This window comes from Senegalia massiliensis (assembly GCF_009911265.1).
Classification (GTDB): domain Bacteria; phylum Bacillota; class Clostridia; order Tissierellales; family SIT17; genus Anaeromonas; species Anaeromonas massiliensis_A.
In genome coordinates this window covers 137,068-159,617 of the sequence record NZ_QXXA01000010.1, presented here as the reverse complement: position 1 = coordinate 159,617, position 22,550 = coordinate 137,068, and the positions used below count along the sequence as shown (strand labels likewise).

22 protein-coding genes are annotated in these 22,550 nt (G+C 28.5%); 1 reads left to right on the top strand and 21 read right to left on the bottom strand.

Translation table 11 applies throughout. From position 1 onward, the window contains the following. Window positions 1–9: 9 nt before the first annotated feature. Window positions 10–690 carry a YveK family protein gene (locus D3Z33_RS10130; protein ID WP_201750497.1) on the bottom strand — a complete coding sequence of 227 codons (681 nt, stop codon included), beginning with the start codon at window positions 688–690 and terminating at the stop codon, window positions 10–12. 151 nt (window positions 691–841) lie between these two features. Between D3Z33_RS10130 and D3Z33_RS10125 the strand changes: the two genes are divergently transcribed. Further along, the gene (locus D3Z33_RS10125; protein ID WP_160197642.1) at window positions 842–1,018 is read left to right on the top strand and encodes a hypothetical protein; all 177 of its coding nucleotides are present in this window, start codon (window positions 842–844) and stop codon (window positions 1,016–1,018) included. Here D3Z33_RS10125 and D3Z33_RS10120 read toward each other — a convergent pair. The 20 genes from D3Z33_RS10120 to prdR form a co-directional block, all read right to left on the bottom strand. Next, window positions 1,015–2,904, bottom strand: a complete 1,890-nt coding sequence (locus tag D3Z33_RS10120; RefSeq protein WP_160197641.1) for a nucleoside-diphosphate sugar epimerase/dehydratase — start codon at window positions 2,902–2,904, stop codon at window positions 1,015–1,017. The genes D3Z33_RS10125 and D3Z33_RS10120 overlap by 4 nt on opposite strands. Window positions 2,905–3,110: 206 nt before the next feature. Further along, a complete protein-coding gene (locus D3Z33_RS10115) occupies window positions 3,111–4,121 on the bottom strand; it encodes an SIS domain-containing protein (RefSeq protein ID WP_160197640.1) in 1,011 nt (336 codons plus the stop codon). A gap of 28 nt (window positions 4,122–4,149) precedes the next feature. Then, window positions 4,150–5,223, bottom strand: a complete 1,074-nt coding sequence (locus D3Z33_RS10110) for an SIS domain-containing protein (protein WP_160197639.1) — start codon at window positions 5,221–5,223, stop codon at window positions 4,150–4,152. Window positions 5,224–5,246: 23 nt separating this feature from the next. Next, a complete protein-coding gene (locus D3Z33_RS10105; protein ID WP_160197638.1) occupies window positions 5,247–6,074 on the bottom strand; it encodes a PTS system mannose/fructose/sorbose family transporter subunit IID in 828 nt (275 codons plus the stop codon). Then, entirely contained in the window at window positions 6,061–6,825 is a 765-nt protein-coding gene (locus D3Z33_RS10100; RefSeq protein ID WP_160197637.1) for a PTS mannose/fructose/sorbose/N-acetylgalactosamine transporter subunit IIC, read from the bottom strand. The genes D3Z33_RS10105 and D3Z33_RS10100 overlap by 14 nt, the downstream gene beginning before the upstream one ends. Window positions 6,826–6,848: 23 nt before the next feature. Beyond that, window positions 6,849–7,325 carry a PTS sugar transporter subunit IIB gene (locus tag D3Z33_RS10095; protein WP_160197636.1) on the bottom strand — a complete coding sequence of 159 codons (477 nt, stop codon included), beginning with the start codon at window positions 7,323–7,325 and terminating at the stop codon, window positions 6,849–6,851. 18 nt (window positions 7,326–7,343) lie between these two features. Then, entirely contained in the window at window positions 7,344–7,763 is a 420-nt protein-coding gene (locus tag D3Z33_RS10090; protein ID WP_160197635.1) for a PTS sugar transporter subunit IIA, read from the bottom strand. A 118-nt stretch (window positions 7,764–7,881) separates the two neighbouring features. After that, window positions 7,882–10,632 carry a sigma 54-interacting transcriptional regulator gene (locus D3Z33_RS10085; RefSeq protein WP_160197634.1) on the bottom strand — a complete coding sequence of 917 codons (2,751 nt, stop codon included), beginning with the start codon at window positions 10,630–10,632 and terminating at the stop codon, window positions 7,882–7,884. 27 nt (window positions 10,633–10,659) lie between these two features. Further along, window positions 10,660–11,538, bottom strand: coding sequence for a LiaF transmembrane domain-containing protein (locus D3Z33_RS10080; RefSeq protein WP_160197633.1), 879 nt, complete (start codon window positions 11,536–11,538; stop codon window positions 10,660–10,662). Between the two features lies 1 nt (window position 11,539). Continuing rightward, window positions 11,540–11,947, bottom strand: coding sequence for a PspC domain-containing protein (locus D3Z33_RS10075; RefSeq protein WP_160197632.1), 408 nt, complete (start codon window positions 11,945–11,947; stop codon window positions 11,540–11,542). 220 nt (window positions 11,948–12,167) lie between these two features. Then, the gene (locus D3Z33_RS10070) at window positions 12,168–12,722 is read right to left on the bottom strand and encodes a helix-turn-helix domain-containing protein (protein ID WP_160197631.1); all 555 of its coding nucleotides are present in this window, start codon (window positions 12,720–12,722) and stop codon (window positions 12,168–12,170) included. Between the two features lie 155 nt (window positions 12,723–12,877). Then, window positions 12,878–13,843, bottom strand: coding sequence for a sulfite exporter TauE/SafE family protein (locus D3Z33_RS10065; RefSeq protein ID WP_160197630.1), 966 nt, complete (start codon window positions 13,841–13,843; stop codon window positions 12,878–12,880). 54 nt (window positions 13,844–13,897) lie between these two features. Continuing rightward, window positions 13,898–14,902, bottom strand: coding sequence for a proline racemase (locus tag D3Z33_RS10060; protein WP_160197629.1), 1,005 nt, complete (start codon window positions 14,900–14,902; stop codon window positions 13,898–13,900). Further along, window positions 14,902–15,378 (bottom strand): glycine/sarcosine/betaine reductase component B subunit, encoded by a 477-nt coding sequence (locus D3Z33_RS10055; RefSeq protein ID WP_160197628.1) that lies wholly within the window; start codon window positions 15,376–15,378, stop codon window positions 14,902–14,904. The genes D3Z33_RS10060 and D3Z33_RS10055 overlap by 1 nt, the downstream gene beginning before the upstream one ends. Before the next feature lie 18 nt (window positions 15,379–15,396). Beyond that, on the bottom strand, window positions 15,397–16,155 hold the full coding sequence (prdD, locus tag D3Z33_RS10050; protein WP_160197627.1) for a proline reductase cluster protein PrdD: 759 nt from the start codon (window positions 16,153–16,155) through the stop codon (window positions 15,397–15,399). A 78-nt stretch (window positions 16,156–16,233) separates the two neighbouring features. Beyond that, window positions 16,234–16,959, bottom strand: a complete 726-nt coding sequence (prdB, locus tag D3Z33_RS10045) for a D-proline reductase (dithiol) protein PrdB (RefSeq protein ID WP_160197626.1) — start codon at window positions 16,957–16,959, stop codon at window positions 16,234–16,236. Between the two features lie 27 nt (window positions 16,960–16,986). Then, window positions 16,987–17,274: a CBO2463/CBO2479 domain-containing protein gene (locus D3Z33_RS10040; protein ID WP_160197625.1), complete on the bottom strand. Its 288-nt coding sequence runs from the start codon at window positions 17,272–17,274 to the stop codon at window positions 16,987–16,989. Continuing rightward, complete coding sequence (prdA, locus tag D3Z33_RS10035; RefSeq protein ID WP_160197624.1) at window positions 17,267–19,168, bottom strand: D-proline reductase (dithiol) proprotein PrdA; 1,902 nt, start codon at window positions 19,166–19,168, stop codon at window positions 17,267–17,269. The genes D3Z33_RS10040 and prdA overlap by 8 nt, the downstream gene beginning before the upstream one ends. A 44-nt stretch (window positions 19,169–19,212) precedes the next feature. Continuing rightward, entirely contained in the window at window positions 19,213–20,499 is a 1,287-nt protein-coding gene (gene prdC / locus D3Z33_RS10030; RefSeq protein ID WP_201750496.1) for a proline reductase-associated electron transfer protein PrdC, read from the bottom strand. Window positions 20,500–20,786: 287 nt separating this feature from the next. Further along, window positions 20,787–22,541 carry a sigma-54 dependent transcriptional regulator PrdR gene (prdR, locus tag D3Z33_RS10025; protein WP_160197622.1) on the bottom strand — a complete coding sequence of 585 codons (1,755 nt, stop codon included), beginning with the start codon at window positions 22,539–22,541 and terminating at the stop codon, window positions 20,787–20,789. Between the last annotated feature and the right edge of the window lie 9 nt (window positions 22,542–22,550).

The window sequence follows — 22,550 nt, the reverse complement described above, 5'->3', positions numbered from 1 at the left end:
TTTTGCCTCCTATTTATCCGCTGTTTTTGGTATCATTCCTATAACAGGAAGACCAAGATGCTTTTCTACATCATTTGGTGTTTTTATAGTATTATCTAGATATTCTAAAATAAATATAATAAATACAGAAATCATTATTCCAAGTACAGCTGCTATTGCTATATTTAACATAGGCTTTGGACTTACTGGTCCTTCTGGTACAAGAGCCTTATCTATAACTTGAACATTATCAATCTTCATTTTTTCTTTAACTTCTTCCATGAAAACTTCTGCTGTTTTATTTGCTATTATAGCAGTTTCTTCAGGATCTTTATGACTTACTACTATTTTTATAATTTCAGTATCATTTACAAGACTTACATTCACTTTTTCACTAAAAGCTCCATGACTCATATCTAAATCCAAATCTTCTATAACCTTTTGTCCAACTGCTCTACTCTTTGCTAACTCACCATAAGTAGACACAAGCTGCTTGTTTAAAAGCACATCATTATATTCTATTCCTTGATTCATTCCTGAATATTCTTTAGATTTTCCTACCATAAGTGTAGTATAGGTTTCATATTCACTAGGTAATATAAAAAAGCTTATAATGGCACTTGCTATTATACTTATAAGTGTTATTAAAACTATAAGCCATTTCTTTTTCCATACAATAAAAAACAGTTCCCTTAATTCAATTTCTTCCATCTATTTACCTCCATACATTTTGTCCCTTTTTATTCTCACACTAATTATATAATTAACTAAAATCATATTCAATTACATATTGAATATTATGACCTTGGACCTATTTAATTTCATCTTTATTGTTGATAGTATTTTATCTGAGGTGAAAAAATTGTCAAATATAAAATCTACTCTTAAAAAGATACATAAAAGAAAAAAAAGAAACGGATATTATGAAGCTTCTGATATTCTAACAAACGAAGAAAAAACAAATCTTATCATAATATCATCTATTTTAATAGTACCAATAATTATTGGTATAACGCTAATTGCACTTTCTTCGTTCTAATTTAAAGAAAGTGCCGTTTTCTTTAATCCTTTAAACTCTCTTACATTATTTATTTCTTCTGGCTTTTTATAAGTAGGAACAAGTTCTGCTACTGCTTTTTTTACATCAGATTCAGTTCCATTATGCATTATATCTTCAAGTTTATCTAATTTCTTTATTAATATATTATAATCAGTAAAAAGAGGTCTTCCAACATGAATTTTATTATGTTCTGTAGATGTTAGCCCTTCTTCATCCATAAGTAATTCTTCAAATAATTTTTCACCAGGACGAAGACCCACTACATCAATCTCAATATCTTTACCTACTTCAAGTCCAGATAAAGTTATCAAATCTTTTGCTAAATCCATAATTTTAACAGGTTCCCCCATATCAAGTACAAATATTTCTCCACCTTTTGCCATAGCACCAGCTTGAAGCACCAATTGACTTGCTTCTGGTATAGTCATAAAATATCTTATAACATCCTTATGCGTTACAGTTACAGGTCCACCTTCTGCAATTTGTCTTTTAAAAAGTGGTATAACACTACCATTACTTCCAAGAACATTACCAAATCTTACAGCTACAAATTCAGTTTTACTCTTTTTATTAATAGCTTGAACTATCATTTCACAAAGTCTTTTTGTAGCTCCCATTATATTTGTAGGATTTACTGCTTTATCAGTAGAAATCATTACAAATTTTTCTATACCAAATTTAGATGCCGCCTTTGCAATATTAAAAGTTCCAAAAACATTGTTTTTTACAGCTTCATGAGGATTATCTTCCATTAATGGTACATGCTTATGAGCTGCTGCATGAAAAATTACATTAGGTTTTATATTATTTATTATATTATCTATTTTATTGCTATCACGAACTGAAGCTATTTTTACATTTAAATTTAAACTACTACCATACTTTCTTTTAAGTTCATTCTGAAGATCATATACATTATTTTCATATATATCTAATATTATAAGCTCTTGTGGATCATATTTTGCAATTTGTCTACATAATTCTGAACCAATAGATCCACCGCCACCAGTTATAAGTACTTTTTTTCCTTTTATGTACTGATTTATCTTTTCAGCGTCAAGCTTAACCTCATCACGTCCAAGTAAATCTTCAATCTGCACTTCTCTTAGTTGTTTTACACTTACTTTACCATCAATAAGTTCAAAAATCCCTGGCAAAGTTTTTACCTTACATTTTGTTGTTTTACATTCTTCTATAATACTTTTAATTTGTGATTTAGTTGATGAAGGAATAGCTATAACTATTTCATCAATATTATTTTTTAGAGCCTCTGATTTTATATCGTACCTTTGACCTTTAACAGGTACACCATGAATTTTTCTACCTTTCTTTGATTTATTATCATCAATCAAAACAACTGGATCACTCATAAGTTCCCTGTGGTTTTTAAATTCTTTTATAACCATAGCTCCTGCATCTCCTGCACCTACTACCATTATGCGTTTTCTCTTTTCTCCATTAAATAACCTTTCATTTTTTATCTTCCTAAGTAACCTATAGCTAAACCTTACTCCGCCTATGTACATAATATCTAATATTAAAACTAGCAAGTAAATACTCCTTGGAAAATGAATATCAACTATATATAAATAACTAATCATACCTGTATTGGCAAGAAATACTCCCATAACAACTTGAACAAGCTCATCAATACTTGCATATCTCCAAAGACTACTATATATTCCGAAATATCCAAAAATAAGAATTTTAATTAAAGTTATAGCAAATATATTGTCTAAATATATATTCATAATATTCAAAGGTATATTTGCATCAAATCTTAAATAGAATGAAACTAAAAATGCAGTACTTATAAGAATAATATCTACAAAAAGTAATAAAGCTATTCTTCTTCTCTTTTCCAACTTACCCCTTCTTCCATAGTTAAAGTATTTAATCATTACATAATATTTTACATTAATTTTCCATCCTATTCAAGATAAACCGCATATTTTCTACATTATTCCCTAGAACAATATATGATATTTTTAGACAGTTTTCGACAAATAATTTTGATTAAAATAAGGGTATAAACTAAATAAAACCTTAGTTTATACCCTTATTTTATAATCTAATAATCAAATTGACGATAATATCTTCTAATATCAAGATCATGTCCTGTATGTTTTTCATAGTGACGAGCTAACCTATCTACTAATAATGCAGTTGAAATTGTTGGAGCTAATATCCATCTAAATTCATCATCAATACCTTTTAATTCATAATCTTTTGTATCTATTACAACTAATTTATCCGTATATTGCCTACAGAACCTTTCTACTCTATCATCTATTTTTCTACGATAACCTTCACCTTTAACAAGAAATACCGGAACGCCTTTTTCCACTAATTCAAGTGTTCCATGGAAGAATTCAGATGAAGATACAGACTTAGTTCTTACCCATTGCATCTCTTCTAATATACACATAGAGAAAAGATATACTTCTCCCCACATTTCTCCATCTCCTACCCAAATATTATAAGGTTCATCGTGATACTTTTCAGCTATTTCATCTGCTATAGGATCAAATTTTTGTTTTGCCTCTAATAGGTTTTTAGGTAAACCTTCTAATTGTGTTGCAAATTTTTCATAATTAGGAAATTCATTTCTATTAGCTAGTAATTTAAATATAAGCATAAATAATTGCATATATTCAAATTCCACACCATTTAAAGCTTTATTTGGTATAGCCCATTTACTAAGGCTTTCTAAAGGGGCTCCAGGAGTTCCTACTAATGAAACTACACGATATCCATTTTTATTACACCATTTAGCAGCTTCTAAAGTTTCTTTTGTATCTCCTGATTTAGAAGCCATTATAACTATAGAGTCTTTACTTAATTGTTTATGACCAGTCAAAACTACTTCAGCAGCTTGCTCAGAATAAACAGGTATATCTGTAATTTGCTTCAAGATTTCCTGAATAGGCCACATAATAGCAATTGAACCACCTACGGATATAAAAAATATGTTTTTATATCCTTCATCAGATATTTCATCTGCTACTTTTTCAATTATATCTCTTGTTTCATATGTTAATTTAGCATTTTTTAGATAAGTTTCTTTGTTGAATTTTAACATTTATGTCCTCCTATTTTTTAAAAATTAATTAAATTTTACTTTTTAAAATATTATCAAAATCTTCAAAAATCTTTTTACTTAAGTCTATTCCTCTACCTTCACTAATTCTATAAGATAGAACTTGAAATACGATTACTAATAAAAGCGGACTTTTATATTCATCTATATCCATATCTAATGAAATATATTTTCCATATTGATTAACTTTAGTACTTATTTCATAACAATAATTAGTATAATCTGAAAAATATTTTTTGAGTTTTTCTGCTCTCTGAGAATGATTATTTTCTGAATAGATAAAGAATATTCCATAATTATTATCTACTTCCAAATATGGACCATGCATAAATGCTTCTAACTCAAATCCTTGTGTAGGCACTCTCACTGTTTCAGCAAATTTTGTTTCAGCTTCTTTTGCAACACCAAATGTAGGTCCATAACCAATAATTGAAAATCTTGGTATTTTATTAAGCTCATTTTTATATTTATTATAGAAGTATTCAGTTTTTTCAATGATCAGTGGCATTTTATTTATTAAGTTGTTAAACTCTCTAATTTCTTTTTTTTCTTCTGAAGCTGATAATTTATTTAAGCCTTTAGCTGCAGAAATTCCCATTAACATCAAAGTTAATACAGTAGAAGTAAATCCTTTAGTTACAAAACCAACTTTTTCTATTCCACAACCTATATCAATAATTACATCTGAATATTCCGTTATTTTACTATTAATATCTGAGGTAACAGATACTGTAGTAATGTTTTCATAATTATAGTGAACTTTTTTTAATGCTTCTATAGTAGATGCACTTTTGCCACTTTGAGATATTGCTAATACCATATCAATATCTTTATCTAATTCTTCATAGTTTATAAAAGTAAAAGGCTCAATTATATCTATGGTAATACCTGATATTTTTTGTATATAATATTTTGAACTTAATACTGCATTTAAGCTTGAGCCTGTAGCTATAATAAGCCATTTTTTATTGCCTTTTTCTTTTACTATTCTTTCAAAATCAATATTATTTTCTATATATTTATTAAGAATATCATTACATATTGATTCTTGTTCATTAATATAAGTCATCATTGTTTCTTTCATATACATCTCCTATCTAAAATAGATTATGCGAAAATACCAATCCAAGAACCTAATATACCAAATATAGCAATACCTAACAGTATAGTAGTTGCCTTAACTTCTTTTCCAAGTAACCAGTATATTACCCCAAATGCTCCTAAAGGTAATAATTTTGGCATAATTCCATCAAGTATCTCCTGAATTGATGTTGCAGAATCACCACTCCCAATAGTTGCTGGTATTGTAATATCAATAAGTGCAGCACTCATTCCGCCTATTACCATAAGTCCTAATATTGCTGCACCCAGTGTCAATTTTGACATAGTACCTTTAGCTTGAAGCTTTTGTAAAAATCCAGTACCCATCTTATAGCCTGCTCCTGTAAGAAAATATCTTATAGCAATATGTGGAATATTGAATACTAATATAAATAATATAGGTCCTAATATGTTTCCTTTAAGTGCAAGTGAAGTTCCTATACCTGTTGCAATAAGTCTTAATGTACCCCAGAAAAATGAATCTCCAATTCCAGCTAAAGGCCCCATTAAAGATGCTTTTACAGTGTTAATTGATTCTGAATCAAAATTTTCATCTTCAGAATTCTGCTCTTCCATAGCAGTAGATATTCCAAGCATCATAGTTACAATATGTGGCGTTGTATTGAAAAATTCTAAATGTCTTTTTAATGCAGCAGATAAATCTTCTTTTTTCTTATATAATTTTTCTAATATAGGAATTAAAGCATAAGTATAAGCTAAATTCATTTGTCTTTCATAATTCCATGAAAATTCCATTAGAAAAGAACGCCAAAAGACCTTATTTAAATCTTTTTTTGTTATTTTAACATTATTTTCATTATTAGAAGTCTTCATCATCTACACCTCCATCATATGCTGCTACTTGTGGTTTTGACGTAATATTCACTATTATATATGCTAGAATTCCACCTATCAGTGCTATACCAGTAATTGATATATCCAAATAAGCTACTATTAAAAATCCTAAAAAGAAATATGGTGCCACTTGCTTATTAATTATAAGTCTAGCAAGCATTGCAAAACCTAATGCAGGTATTAAACCTGTTGCCACTTGAAGTCCAGTTTGAATAGGTGCTGGTATAGCATCTAAAACTTGTTTAATTGCATCACTTCCTGTATAGTATGAGATTGTAACTATTAAACCTAACATCAATGAAAGTCCAAAACCACCCAGTAAATGCATCCTCCCAACAGCCTTGGCGTTGCCTTCTTCAGCATATTTATCTGCTTTATGAGCAATTATAGGTAAAACAAACCCCAAATATATATTTTTCAAAACTAATACAAGAGTAGCTATTGGCAATCCTAATAATAATGCTGTTTCTGCACCTCCACCCGAAGATATAGCAAATGCTGTCCCCAATATTCCTCCAGTAACAACATCTGGTGGAATAGCAGCTCCTACTGAAAACGAACCAATAAAAGCAAGCTCTAATGTAGCTCCTAATATAATTCCTGCTTTAACATCTCCCATCACAAGTCCAGTAAACAAACCTGTAACAATAGGTCTTGATATTAAGCTTGTTCCTAATGCATATTCACTTTGTGCTATAAAAGCAACTAGCCCTAATAATAATGCTGTCATAACATTTAACCTCCTATACTTAATTATATTTTTATTACATTACTAGCATTAACTTTTTTATCACTTGGTACTTGACGTATCTCTACTTCTACTCCTTTTTCAAGTATTCTCTTAATAGATTTTTCTTCTTGAGGTAATAAATTTATAGCTTTAGATATATTTCTTGTACCTTCTCTTGCCTTTATTCCACCTAGATTAACTTGTTTTATCTTATGGCATTCAGAAATTAATTTCTCTGCATCTGCTACAGATTCTACTACTATAAATAACTTATATTTATCAGTTACTCCACTTTTAATAGCTTTTATAGAATCTTCAATATTTTTGATTACAAGCTTTACTCCTTGAGGCTTTGCAAGTTTAATTGTAGTTTTTCTTAACTCATTATTAGGAACATCATCATTAGCAATTAGAATACTATCTACGCCTAAAGATTGAGTCCATGAAAATGCAACTTGTCCATGTAAAAGTCTATGATCTACACGTAATAATTTAATCACTCAAAATTTCCCCCTTTCTTAAAATTCTTCGTCTACTACTTCTTTATTAATAATACTATTACAATACAATATTAACTTTTTAGAATTTTCTAATGATTTTTTTATTAAATCTTCAGTACTAATTTCACAATCATCTGAAGTTAATAATTCGATTACCAATGGTAAATTAAGTCCTGACACTAAATGGACCCTATGGTCATTTAGTAATTTCATACACTCATTATTCACACTTCCTCCAAATATATCACTAATAATAATTAATTCATCATTTTTTCCTATATTTAAAACCATATTCCTTAATTGTATATTTAAATCATCTTCTTCATTTTTATAAGCACTAATTGTAGATATTTTATATTGTTTTCCTATAATCATTTCTACAGAATCTAGTATGCCTTCAGACAACTTACCATGGGATGCTAATAAATATCGTCTCATATCTAACCTCCTTACCATCATCTTTTTCTTATTATTATATAAAGCAAAAAACATGCCATAAATATAGCATGTTCTATTAAGATTAAGTATTTAGTTGAATTTTAGCCATTATATATGTCTATGAAATTATATAATCATATATATATCCAATTTCTGCAATATTAATTTTGACATTATAAACTGATTCTATGACACTAAATGCCTCTTTTATATTTTTTATAGTATTTTTTTGACACTCTTTAAATTTTTCAATGTCATTATATGAATCAATCGGACTTTGTCTTATTAATCTTTCAACAAGACAACTAGTATGAATATATAAGGCCACTTTTTTGTCATTAGTAAGACGTGTATTCATTAAAAGTTCTAGTCTACTAACAAACTCTTCTACATAATTTAAAATTTTATCTGTATCTAATATTGTTATTGTTTTTATAACTTGCTCTAGTGAAAAGTTCTTTAAAAGATTATTATTAATTTCTTTTATTTTTAAATTATCTAAAAGAGAGCCAAAAATTCTTCTTATTTTTTTTTCTCCTTGTCCTGATATTAAATCTTCTAATGGAATATAATCAACTTCTTTGATGCCTGGATCATTAGTTCCTATTATATTGATAACATCATACATATGGAATATAGGATCATTAAATCCGAATTCCTTTAATTTATTATAATCATATGATAAAATTTTTATATCTAAATCCGAAGGTATACTATTGACAAGTAACTTTTGTATCTGAATAGCAGTTCCCATACCACTTAAACAAGTTGTAATTATTGCTCTTTGTTTTATTTTTTTAGGGTATATAATTCTGTAATCAGTCTTATTGGCTATTTTAATTTTTTCTACTATCTCCTCTAAAAATTCTCCTTTTATAATATTGTCACCTATTATTAATGCCATCTGTGTTGAAACATTATTTATAATTGCTATTGGACCGCTATTCCCCTTAGTTAATTTAGAATATACATCTCTGAGAGAACCCATATCTACTAAGATAATAAGTCCCTTTGAAACATCTGTATATTCTATATATTCTAACACGCGTTTAATAATTTCATCTACAGATATATCTAAAGGCATATCAAAAGCTTCAAAAATATTTCTCTTCATCAATCTATTAGCAACATTTGCAATACTACTTGCAGTAGCATATCCATGAGCTAAAATAATTGCTCTTACTTGTTCTTTATCTACAGGCTCAATAGATAAACTTCTAAGATAAAAAGTCAATATAATCTCATCCATATCATCCATGTAAACATCTAATTTATTGGCTAATAATTTAATAAATTGTTTAACTAAAGATTGCTCTTTACTATAATTTTGTGATATGAATTTATATATTCCCTTTATAATTTTAAATTCTAAATCTGACCATTCAAAAATAGAGTTACCTTTATAAAAAAGAAGATGAGCTATTGCATAAACACTATTTCCATTAAATTTAATATTATTAGTATATTCTAAACGATGTATAATTTCTTGAATATTTACAGTTATTAATTTTAACATGGCACTAGTATTTTTTTCTGTATTAAATAAAAAATTATCAAATAATATAACAATCTCATTAAATATATCTTGTTCTAATTTTTGACACCCATATTTATTTTTGTTATTTTTTATAAATAAATCTATAATATTTTTATAAGTTTTTCTTATATATTCTGACTCAGTTACATAAGATTTAAATATTTTTTTTAATTTGGAGTTTGGATAAATGGTGATTTGCTTATTTTGTTTGAATTTATTTTCAATATTTTTAGTGCTTTCTTTTAAAATTTTCTCAGGTAAATTATACAAACATATATTTACATAATTTAAATCAGTATTTTTTGAAAAAGATGAAGCTACTAAATATTTAATTGTATTTTTTAGATCTCCTAAATTACCATTATATTTATAATTATAAAGCAAATCTAATGCTTTACTACTTATTTTAATAGGTAAATTTATTTTAATTGATTCATCAATTAAAAATTTATATATAAACTCTTTTTTTTCTCTTTCTCCTCTATCTTCTAAATTTGGAATATTGATTTGTATAGGAATACGTCTTAAAAATGTTTTTAAAAAATTTTCTTCTAATTCTAAAGTTGTTGCAAATATTATCCTAACATTTGCACTATGCCATCCGTCATATTCACCCATCCTTCTAAAAACACCTTGGTCAAGAAAAGTAAATAATTTTTCTTGACCTTCCTCATTCAAACGATGTACTTCATCTAAAAACAATATACCATTATCTGCAGCATCTATCATTCCCTTAGTAGTTTTATCAGCACCAGTAAATGAACCTTTTACATAACCAAATAAATTACTAGATAATAACTCAGGATTATTTGCATATTGAGCACAGTTAAAACTTATAAATGGAGAATTTTTACTTAGTATCTTGTTTTCAACACTATATTCATAAATTAATTTTGCAGTATAGCTTTTACCTACACCTGTAGGACCACATAATATTAAAGGTAATCCTCCCGGATAAAATACAGAAGATTTAATTTGTTCTATGGATTTTTTTAAACTACCATTGTAGCCAATTATATCTTCTAAAACTCCAGTCTTAAACTCAACTTTTTTTCTGATATCATTTAATTCATTTAGATCCCGGAATTCACCTTTTGATACTAAAAAAAAACTTTCCTCAAAAACTTTTTTATTTAAAAAATATACGGGTCTAGTATTTATCTTTATTGCCTTTTCTTCTTTAACCAATTGATTGAGATAATGACTTACAGTATTTCGTTTCATCTCAAAAACATTTGCCATAAATTTTGTTGTTAAAGATTTAGGTGGAGCTAAAAAATCAAAATCAATGGTTTGTTCTTGTAAATACAAATTTAATTTATCTTTTAGCATATTCTATCACCCTTGCAAGTTATATTCTTAATATCTATTAATCTTGAAACTTCCAACTCCCATATCTACTTTAACATCAAACTTAGTTTCTTTTTCAGCATAATCTTGAGATACTAATATATCATCTGCATTTTGAACTAAATTTAAATCATCTATGTTAGTAGAGTTTAAAGCTCCATCCATTTCTATTTTAAGTCCTGCATCTTCAGGTATATTTAATACTATTTTTGAAGCTCCTGATTCTATATTAATATAAGTTGTATTATTTAAAGAACCTAATTTAGCATCTATTTTTCCAGCACCCATGTCTAAATCTAAATTTTGTACCTTTACATTCTCTAAATTTAGTTCTCCATTAGAAGCACCAGTATCAATATCTATAGACCATATGATGTTATTATTAATATTAACATTTAATTTGTTATCATCAGAAAAACTATGACTTAGGTCATTTGATATAGTTAATATTTGACTACTGTTATTTAGACTTTCCTTAATTTGATAGTTTTTATTAGATTTAATATAAGCTAGGTTATTTTCATTATCTTTTGAAACTACATCATATTTAGTAGCTCCTAAATCTAAATTTAATTTTCCTTTTATAGTATCCTCATTCATTTCTACTACTTCTTCTTCAACATACCTACTTTTTTCATAACTCGAATCATTTATGTAAAAACTATATCCAATTACTATTACAATGAATAAAATCCATAATATTGTCTTTAAAGTATTATTTTTTATGCTTATATTTATCCCAATTATAATTAATATAAGAGGCCAAAGATTAAAAAAGCTTCTCATTATATCAAATACACTAAAATTTATAATCTCCATATTCCCAAGTATCCAAAGAGTACCTAAAGCTATAAATATAAGTCCTAAACTTAAATTTCTGCCTTTCATATTAACCCTTCTTTCCTTTAAATATTAAAAATATACCTAAACCTACAAGTATAAGTGGCCAGATATATTCGAAATCAAATATATAGAAAAATCTTCTGAAAAATAGAAATATACCTACTCCAATAAGTATAAGTCCTAAGGTTCTTTTACTATTACTATTGTCTTTTCTATTGTAATTTGGATGTTCTCCTTCTACATAATTACTGTTACTATACCCTGTTACTTCTCTATCACGAGGTAATATAATAGCAGCTATAATATATAGAAAAACACCAGTGCCACCAATAAAAATAGTAAGCGCCCAGACTAAACGTACAATAGATGAATCAATTTCAAAATAATCAGCAATTCCTCCACATACTCCATCAATTATCTTATCTGTACTTGATTTATAAAGTTTCTTTTCCATATTCTACACCCCTTTCATGAAATTATATGTAATCTTTGTATTTATTATATCATAATAATACCCAGAAATTTATTTCCCAATATACAATTGATAAATTAAAATTATAATCCATTATATAATTTTAATAATTGAAAATCATAAAAAAAGCTTAATATATTTTTAGTTAGATTTTCAATTATTAATTTATTAAAACTTGGCTCAGTAATTATAATTAAGTTTTTTAATTATCTTCATCATTAGTAGTAATGACTAAGATTTTGACAACTTTATTAGTATAATTACCCAAATTATGTAGCTTTCTCGAACTATAATGTGCACTATCACCAGGATAAAGTTGAAATTTCTTTGAATCTAGCAAAAGAGTAAGAGTGCCCTCTAATACATAAATAAACTCTTCTCCTTTATGACTATGTTCTTTTATATCTTCTTTATTTTCTATAGGTAATATATCTACTTTTTTAGGTAATATTTTTTTATCATCTGAAACATTACTTAAATTATATTTAATAAACTTATTGCTAATAATCTTATCTACTTCTTGTTCGAAACTTTTTAATATACATGATTCCTTCACTTTTGGTTTAACTATAAAATGAGAAATATCTACTTCCAAAGCCTTTGATATATCTTCTAAAGAATCTAGTGCTATAGAAGTTAATCCTCTTTCAAATTGAGATAAAAACCCTATAGATAAATTTGTTTTTTCACTTAATTCTTGTAATGTCATATTATTTGATTTTCTGAGTTTCTTTATGTTTTTGCCTATATGAGTCAATTATATCACCTCCTTTAAATCCCAATAAATACATATTTAAATTATATTATTCATTTATATTTTTGTCTACTAAATATCAATTTTATCTAAAAAAAACATTTAATAAACAATTGTTTATTAAATGTTTTTTTAGATAATTTAAATTACCTTATTATTTATTCTAACTCTAGATTAACATTTTTTTCTTTACTTTTAAATGCTGCTATTAACATCGTAATTGAAGTATATAATATAACTGCTATTACTAAATAAGTTAATATAGTAAGTGGTAAAGATTTAACTATATAAGCTGCAATAAATACTCCCATTAAACCACCAATAGTAATTCCTATAGCAGCTCTTCTATTATATGCTCCTTCTTTAACAAATTTCATAGAAGCAACAGGCATTAAGAATGAACAAGAACCCATCATTATTGGAAAAGCAACTCTTGGAGACATTCCTAATAAATATACAAGTGCCATACATGGTGCATATAATCCTATACCTGCAGTCATAAGAGCTCCTAATATAAAGTTAACAAATACCGCTATTACTAGTTTTATTCCTGTAACTCCAATTGGAACACCTAATATTTTTCCATCTATATTCATAGATTCATATATTAAATTATTTTTTACTCCATCAAAAGACTCATTTAATGCTGAACCACCCCCTGGCATCCAGCCAAGCTGACCTGCTGCCATTAAAAATGCTGTTATAAGTAATGCAACTCCCATTACAATTTGAACATTTTTCTCTGGAAGTTTTGATACTACTCCAGCTCCAACCCATGCACCTATTGTTGCTGCTGAAAGCATTGAAATTAAAGTTATTATATCCACATTAATAACAGTAATAAATATAAATGCTTCTGCAATAACTGGTAATGTACAAGATACATTTAATGTTCCAGGAATTACTCTATCTTTAACTTGTTTAAAACCTCTTAATAATGCTGTTGTTGGTGCGAAGGATCCTATTCCTAATGTATCTAAAAAGTTAGTTAAAAATCCAATTCCAAAGACCTTTGTCCAAGAATTATCCTCAAGTTGACCTTTATGAGTTGCAATATCTTTCACAAATATAACTGAAAACCATGCTGCAAATGCCCCTAATGCTCCTAAAATAGCTGTAACCATCCTATACCTCCTATTTTTAATCTTTGTTAATTTTACTACAAATAATGCAGGAATTTAGATGTTGAATCCATGCTTCACAGGGTCTTTATCATCTATTACATATTGATTAAATCCTGTAATATATGCTGCACCAGTTATTTCTGGTATTATAGCATTAAACTTTCCCACTTTAGTTTCCTTTAATACTTTTCCTTTAAACAAAGTGCCTGTAATACTTTCGTATACAAATTCTTCTCCTTCTTGAAGTTCACCTTTTGAATATAAAGTAGCTATTTTAGCACAGGTGCCTGTCCCACAGGGTGACCTATCTAATTGCCCTTGACCAAATACTACTACATTTTTATAATCAGCTTCTGGATGAGTAGGCTCATCATATATTTCAACTAGATCTACTGTATTTATATGGTTTAATTCTGGATGAATAATTTCTAAGTTCTCATTAATTGCATCTCTTATTTTTAAACCATATTTTAATAATTTATCACTGTTTTTAATATCTACCTTTAATCCTATTTCCTTAGCATGTACTATAGCAAAGAAGCTACCACCAAATGATATATCTAATTTAATTTTTCCTAATTCAGGAACATCTACTGTGATATCTTTTTTATAGTGAAAAGCTGGTACATTTACTATGGAAACCTCTTTAACCTTTTGATTTTCTATCTTTACTTCTCCTTTTACTATTCCTGCAGGAGTATCTAATGTGACCTTTGTAACAGGCTCTTTCATTTCAACTATTCCAGTTTCTACAGCTACCGTCATAGCTCCTATTGAACCATGTCCACACATGTTTAAATATCCTCCACCATCCATAAATACTATGCCAAAATCAGCTTCATCATTTACAGAAGCAGTTAATATTGAACCAAACATATTAGCATGTCCTCTAGGCTCTAACATTAGAGATGTTCTTAAATAATCTAATCTATTTTGTAAAAATTCTTTTTTTTCTGCCATTGTCTTTCCTAATATAGTAGGAATTCCACCTATTACTATTCTTGTAGGTTCCCCCATAGTGTGAGAATCTACTGCATTTATACTTCTTGAAAAATTCATTATTTCGCCCCTTCTTTCTTTTTCATCTTTAATTTTAGAAAAGCTAAAGCTTTTTTTGAGTCAAAATAATTTGCATTATTCTCGCCTACTACTTCCGTCTCTACACCTTGTTTTGATTTATTAAAATCTACAATTGTATCCATATATTTATTTGATACGACAAATTTAGCTTGAGTCCCTATGAAACTTAGACCTACCACAGGAATATCTCTTTTTCCTATTTCTTCTATGGTATTTGCATAATCTACATGGGAATTACCCCAAGCATCTACAGATATTATAGCTCCATCTGCTCTCATTGCTTCGATCCATTGTGCTGCTCTTTTTCCTACAAAATATTTACTTTTATTATCTTGTGGTGTTCCTACCATCATTATCCCTAATAAATCTATATCTTCATCCTTTGATACTACATCTAATAAAGGATCCCTAAAATGATGTAATGTGGTTTCCTTAGTAGAAGGACCTATTCCCATTTTTATCACCTTTTCCTTTTAAGTCATTGCCCTCAGAGCACCGTCTCTGTACTCATTTGGGGATAATATTATTGGTATATTTTCCATATCTATAATAGATTTCCCACCTACAAGACCATTTGGTTCTTCTGATAAAATATTATTATCGCTCATAGCACCTTGCCCAGCAATTTGTTTTATTATTAACACTTTTTTCTTTCCTTTTTTTACTTTATCGTGAAATTCATGTGAATAATCTGCGTCTCTTCCATTTTTCACTTTTAATATTTCTCTAAAAACTTGAATGAAATTATCACAAACTTTATGAGCTGTCAATGGAAGCTTTCTTTCAAATGGTATACCACCTTTTAATATAATATCCAAGTGAATTATATAATCCTCTTTAGACGGAGTCCCTGCTTTATTAAATATCATTTGTTCATTTAGTATTCCTTCAGATGACCCAAATTCAGCTATTTGTTTCCCTTCTGTATCTATTCCTGTAAGCATTATATAAACTCCTGTTAAAGTATGTGTTACACCTTCACCAATCTCACCTAACACCTTTGTAGAAATAGGGATAATGTCCATTATACTATTTACAAATTTGTCATATTTATCAGGATGTATTATATCGATTCTAATTTCTTCAATTAAATCTTCATTTTGTTCCAACTCTAACAATGTAGATTTATTTATAGTTAATGTGTTATCTTTTATCGAATTTCTTTCTCCAAATTCTAATTTTCGAATGTGAAAACTTTTTATGACTAACCTTCTCATTATTTTTTCAGTCATCTCCCTCTCCTTTTCCTTTTTTAGATTATTAGGAGAATCTTTATATAATCTATCCCCTAAAGTAAGAAGACAGATATTTTATACTTCTGCTATATATTCATAAGGAAGTTTTACTATTCTTCCAGGAGTTTGTATTTCTTTTAGTTGAGCTAAAGAATCTCTCACTATATTTATTTGCATATCTGGATTATTTGGCTCTCCAGCGTTCGCTCCCATTGGTACGAGTGGAGCAACAACTCTAGGTGCACCATTTTGACGTACTACTGGAGGAAGTGCTGCAATTATTATTGTTGGTATTCCAGCTTCCTCAATCGCTCTCTGCACAATCACGGCAGAGCGGTGGCAAGTACCTCAGCCAGCTGTTAGTAAAACAGCATCTACTTCAGCATCTTTTAATTGTTGAGCTATTTCAGGTCCTGTTTTTTCTGTGAAGAAAGTAACATCTCCCCCTCCACCCATGAAACCAAAGTTTACAGGTGAAAAGTCCTTAATATATCCTTCTTCTTTTAATTCTTTCATTCTATCTATAGGGAACATACAGTTAATATCCTTATTAACATCTCCATTATCATATCCACCATGGGATACCATTAAATCTTTACTATCTGCATCTCCTGGTATAACTCTAAATGAAGTATCTCCAGCTAAATTAAATCTTTTATCAGCTTTTAAATGTACACCTGCTGCTGTAACTAAAGCAACTGTCATTTCACTTAGTGGTTTTTCTACTGGAGTCCATACCACTGGAGGTGTAATAGGTACAAATATTTCTGATTGCAATCCTTTTACAACTGTTAAATCCATTATCTTTTCCTCCTTATATTCTTAAAATTATTTATTTTTATTTCTTTCATCAGCTTTTCTTCTAGCTTCCATCTGTCTTTTAGCACTTTCAGTATAAGTTTCATCAATTTCTTTACTTATTACCTCTGGATATGTCATCATAAATCCAACCTGATGTCCTACTTCAAGTTCATCATTACTAATAACCATCCTTCTAGGAACTTTTAATTGACCAAGTCTTCCTTTAAAATCAATTATTACTGCTGCATCAGTTACTTCTACTATTATTCCTTCATAATAACTTTCTGTAGAAATATACTTCAATTTATTAGTCATTTTCTACCTCGTAAATTTCTTGTCTTTTTTTACTCTTTGTAAGAGATTGTTCATTATCTTCTAATTCAATCTTTCTTCCTGTTTGTTCTTCTATTAATTCTACATTGTTTAATTTTACATTAGCATTCCATTTTCTTTCAGCATCCTTAATTTCTTCTCCAGCTATTTTAGCCTTAAGCATTGCTACAGCTCTTATAGCATCTTCAGGAGCGAGACAGTTATTAGAAAGAATTTCATTTTCTATACCTTGACTTGATTTGTTGTTATCAATCATAGCATTCATATATTCATTACCTACAACAAGTTGTCCTTGTACTGCTGAGTAAGTTACACCAACTACTGGTACTCCCCTCATACCAACTTGTTCAATATGACTTGCAAAGTCAACATGGTTATTTCCAAATCCTTCTGTAGTTATAATTGCTCCATCTAAATCCATTGCTTCTATAGTCATACCTAAAAATTTAGATACATAGAATTTTTCTGAATTAGCTTGAGGAGATCCTACAAATATTACTCCAGCCAAATCAATTTCATCGTCATTCATTGCTTCAAGTACTAGGGGCTCTCTGAAGTAATGTCTTGAAGTTTCCTTAGATGCTGGTCCTATACAAGTTAAAGCGTGAATACAACCATCTAATACTTGAAGAGGTGAAGTAACTACCGGAACGTTGCCAAGGTCAACATTTGCTTTAGCACCTATTGTTCCAACGGGCTCAGTAGGCATAATGTAATTATCATGCATAGCACCTTGTCCCATTATTTCTTTAATAATAACTACTTTCTTTCTCCCAGATTTACGCCTTTGAACGAATTCTTCCCTATCTACTACTAAACTTTCATTAGCATTTTTTAATGACTCTCTTATTTCTTGAGTTATAACGTCAGTAGCACGGTGAGCAGCCATAGGTCCTGGTCTTTCCATACCTCTTCCTGATTTTATTGTAACTTCAGTTTTTATGAATATTTCGCCTTTTTCAGGAGATCCTGGTCTTCCCCACATAATATTTCTATCTAAAGCACCTTCTGATGAACCAAATTCTCCAATTTGTACTCCATCTTCATCAGTACCAGTTACTACAACTACAACTCCATCTAATATTCTAGTAACACCTTCTCCAATTTCTCCTTCTTCCTTAGTAGCTATTGGTTGGATATCCATTATAGTTTCACTATATTCACCATACCTATCTGGAGTTATAATTTCTAATTTTATATCTATAACTAATTCCTCACTGTCTAAAGCATCCTTTAATACATCATCTCTTATATAGAGCGTAGTTCCATCTATTCTTGTTTCTCTTCCTAAATCAACTTTTTCTATTTTAAAATGCTTCCTTACAAGTTTTCTTAGGATTTTTTCGCTTTGTTCTTCCTTTTCTTCCTGTTCTTCTCTCTTTTCTACTTCAGAAGTAGTAATATTAGAATTAGATACTTGATTTGTTCCTTCTGTTAAATTTCCTGCTATTGATAAAGGAATTTCAAGGTTTATATCCCTACCTTCACCTATGTGAATTTTTACAGTTCCTCCAGAGAATTGTTTTACGGGATTTACTTCCTTAACAGGTTCAATTGATTTCATTTCTTTGTTTTCTTGTTTCTTAACCTCTTCTTCCTCAACTTCTTCTTTTCCATCCATTGAAATAACTCCCTCTAATAAATCTTTTGTTAATGGAGTTAAAGCATCAACAGTTTCTTTTAATTTAGTACCTAAAACTTCTCCAATTTTTAAACTATTATCTGGAATTTCTAATAAACCTGAATCTTCTAAATCTGGAATCAAACTAGGATCTTCTAAATTGGAAGGTTCAATTATAGTTCCAGCTTCAAATCTGCAACAAGTTATTGCTAAATCATTGGCATGTTCTTGTGCAGTCTCTTTAGTAATTGACATTTAAACACCCTTTCTTTTACAATCATACCTATATAATGCTTTTATTACTTAATAGTTCTTCTATACAATTTATGTCCTGTTGCCCTTAAAACATGATCTGTGCTATGATACACTCGAACTCCTAACCTAGGAGCTACTTTCATTATAGTGTTAGTTCAGTCCTCACAGCTTCCAGTAATTATAGCTTCTGCACCTTGTTTCTTTAAATATAATACTTTTTCTGCTTGTCCTGGGCATATTCCTGGTAAATCACATCTATATCTACCATTTATTTCAACCATTCTATTACATTTAGTAGAAGCAATAATTTTACCATTCATACCTTCAACTATTTCAGAAAGTCTATCAAGTTGAGCTCCACACTCACATTCTATGACACCTATTTTTCTTTTTTCTTCTGGGAAAGGCATTGCCACTAACATTCCACCTAAAACCTTAGTTATAGGTGAATTTTCTTCCCCACGTTTACCTGTAAATGGTCCACCAATAACTATTTCTCCTTCAGGTTTAATGTATCCACCGTATTGGTTAATATAGTGAATTACTGGCATTCCTATAGGTACATCTAATATCGCTTTACCACCTATAGCATTTTTAACCCTACCACCTACTGTTATATCTTTAGTTATAACAGGTTTTCTATCTTCTATAGCATGAACAACATTTTTTAATGTTTCAATGTTTGTTACTATTGCATTAATTGCTAAAGGTAGTTTTCCAGGCTGCAATTCCACTCCTAATAATTCTCTTATTATAACTCTCTCATCCCCTGCAGGATACATATCAGGTAAATGCTTTATTTCAATGTTTCTTTCATTTTTGCAAACGTTTGCTATTGCAATAAGTGCTTTTTTATTTTTAGGCTTAATTGCAATATATCCCTTAGATGCATTAGATATTTCCATTGCATATTTTATTCCTCTAATTAATAATTCAGGATCTTCTTCAATCACCTTAATGTTATGCTTCAAGTCAGGTTCACATTCAGCAGCATTTGCAATAACAAATCCCCCTTCTAAATCTACATTGAATTTAATATGAGATGGGAACCCTGCTCCTCCTGCACCTACAATACCTGCTTCCTTAATTGCTTCAATATTACTATCTGTCATTTTGATTTTCACATATTCTTCAGGTTGATTTTTATCTGCATCTATTACTATACTTTCATTTGTTATTTTTATAACTTTACCATATACACTGGAATGTATATTTGCTCCTAAACCGTTAGGTTTAGCTATTAATTGACCTTTTTTTAATTTCTGACCCTCTTCAACTATCGGATTACATGGTGCTCCAACATGTTGTCTTAATAGTATTTCTATATTCATTTTGTCACCCCCTTACAATTTAAATACTGTTAAACTATTAACTTATATTTGTTTTTTATACTACACTCTTTAATATTTGCAAAACACATGCCAAAATTCACAAATAAAAAACAAAGTATAAATGGCTTGTTTTAGTGTTTTTCGGCAGGGATTTTTTAGGTTAATAAAAAACAAATTTTAATATTGTCAATTAACTGACTAATCTAAAAATAATTTCTCTTCTTTCTTTACCTAAATACTAGTATTTAATATGCATATATAAAAATAGTCAATTTTTAGACATATGTCTAAAAATTGACTATTTCATAGCTATCTAATTTATAGTGCAATGTACTTCTTGGAATATTTAATAATTTTGCTGCCTTTGCCTTATTTCCCTTTGTATTTTTCAAAGCTTCTATTATTATTTTTTTTTCTAAATTAGATATAGATTTATTTAAATCAAATGTACTTTCAGTTTTTATAAAATCATGTTCCTTTTCCTTTACAAATTTTAAGATATGTGATGGTAACCTATCTTTATTTATTACATTATCTGTACATAATACTAAAGTATGTTCAACTACATTTCTTAATTCTCTAATATTTCCATTCCAGTTATATTTCTTAAAAATATCTAAAACTTCAGGGGATATTTTTGGAACATCTCTATTATTTTTTTCAGCTAATTCATTTAAAAAATGATAAGTTAAAAGTACAATATCATTTTCCCTTTCTCTTAAAGGAGGTAACTTAATTTCTATTACATTTAATCTATAAAAAAGATCTTTTCTAAACTTACCTTCATCTACCATTTCAGCTAAATTTGCATTTGTTGCAGAAATTATCCTCACCTTAGAATTAATAACCTCAGTACCTCCAACTCTAGTAAATGTATTATCCTGAAGTACTCTTAAAAGTTTTGCCTGCATATATAATGGGAGTTCTGCTATTTCATCTAAAAATAAAGTTCCATTATTAGCCAATTCAAAAAATCCTACTTTTCCCTTTTTATTAGCTCCAGTAAATGCACCTTCATCATATCCAAAAAACTCCGATTCAAATAATTCATTAGGTATGGCACTACAGTTTACAGGTATAAATGATCCTTTACCCCCACTATAATCATGTATATTTTTAGCAAATAATTCTTTACCAGTACCACTTTCACCACTAATTAATACAGATATATCACTTTTTGAAACTTGCTTTGCAATTTTAATTTTTTCTATTATCTTAGTACTTCTCCCAATTATATTATCAAAGTAATTATTTTTTAATTTCTTAAATTCTCCTTCTAAAAACTTTAAATTACTATTAGCTTTTTCTAACTTCTTTGATAAACTAGTAACCTCAGTAACATCTCTGTCTGTAGTTAAAACTCCTTCAAATTTCCCATTTATATATATAGGTAAAGCATTTATAATTACTTTATAATTTTTTTTAGGTGAATGATAAACATTAGTTATTCTTTCTTTACTTTCTAATACTTTTGAATTTATAGAATCTGGAAAAAAATCTTTTATATTTTTACCCACTATATCTTTTTGGGGTATATCATATAATTCTGCTGCATTTTTATTCCAAATAATCACTTTTCCTTTTGTATCTATTAAACATAATGCTTCATGTATACTTTCTACTATATGATTCAATGTTTTACTTATTCTTTCTAAATCCATATAAAAGTAGTCTCTTATTTCCGCTTGTCTTATTACTCCTATTAAATTTCCTTTTTCTAATACAGGTAATCTACCAATGTTATTTTCAATCATAATACTTCGACATTGGTATAATGTCTTATTTTTATCCACACTAATCATATTAGTTCTAATATATTTTTTAAGAAGTATTTCTTGATTTATTTCATCATAGATATTTGCCACATCTGATAATGTTATTACCCCCTTAACATTATGGTTTAAATCTTCTATAAATACATCTTGAATATTATTTTTTAGCATTAATTTTATCGCTTCATTTACTGTATTTCTAATATTTAAAACAATATAATCTTTATTCATTACTTTCTTAACTAATATTTCATTATAATCAAAAAGCATAATTACTCA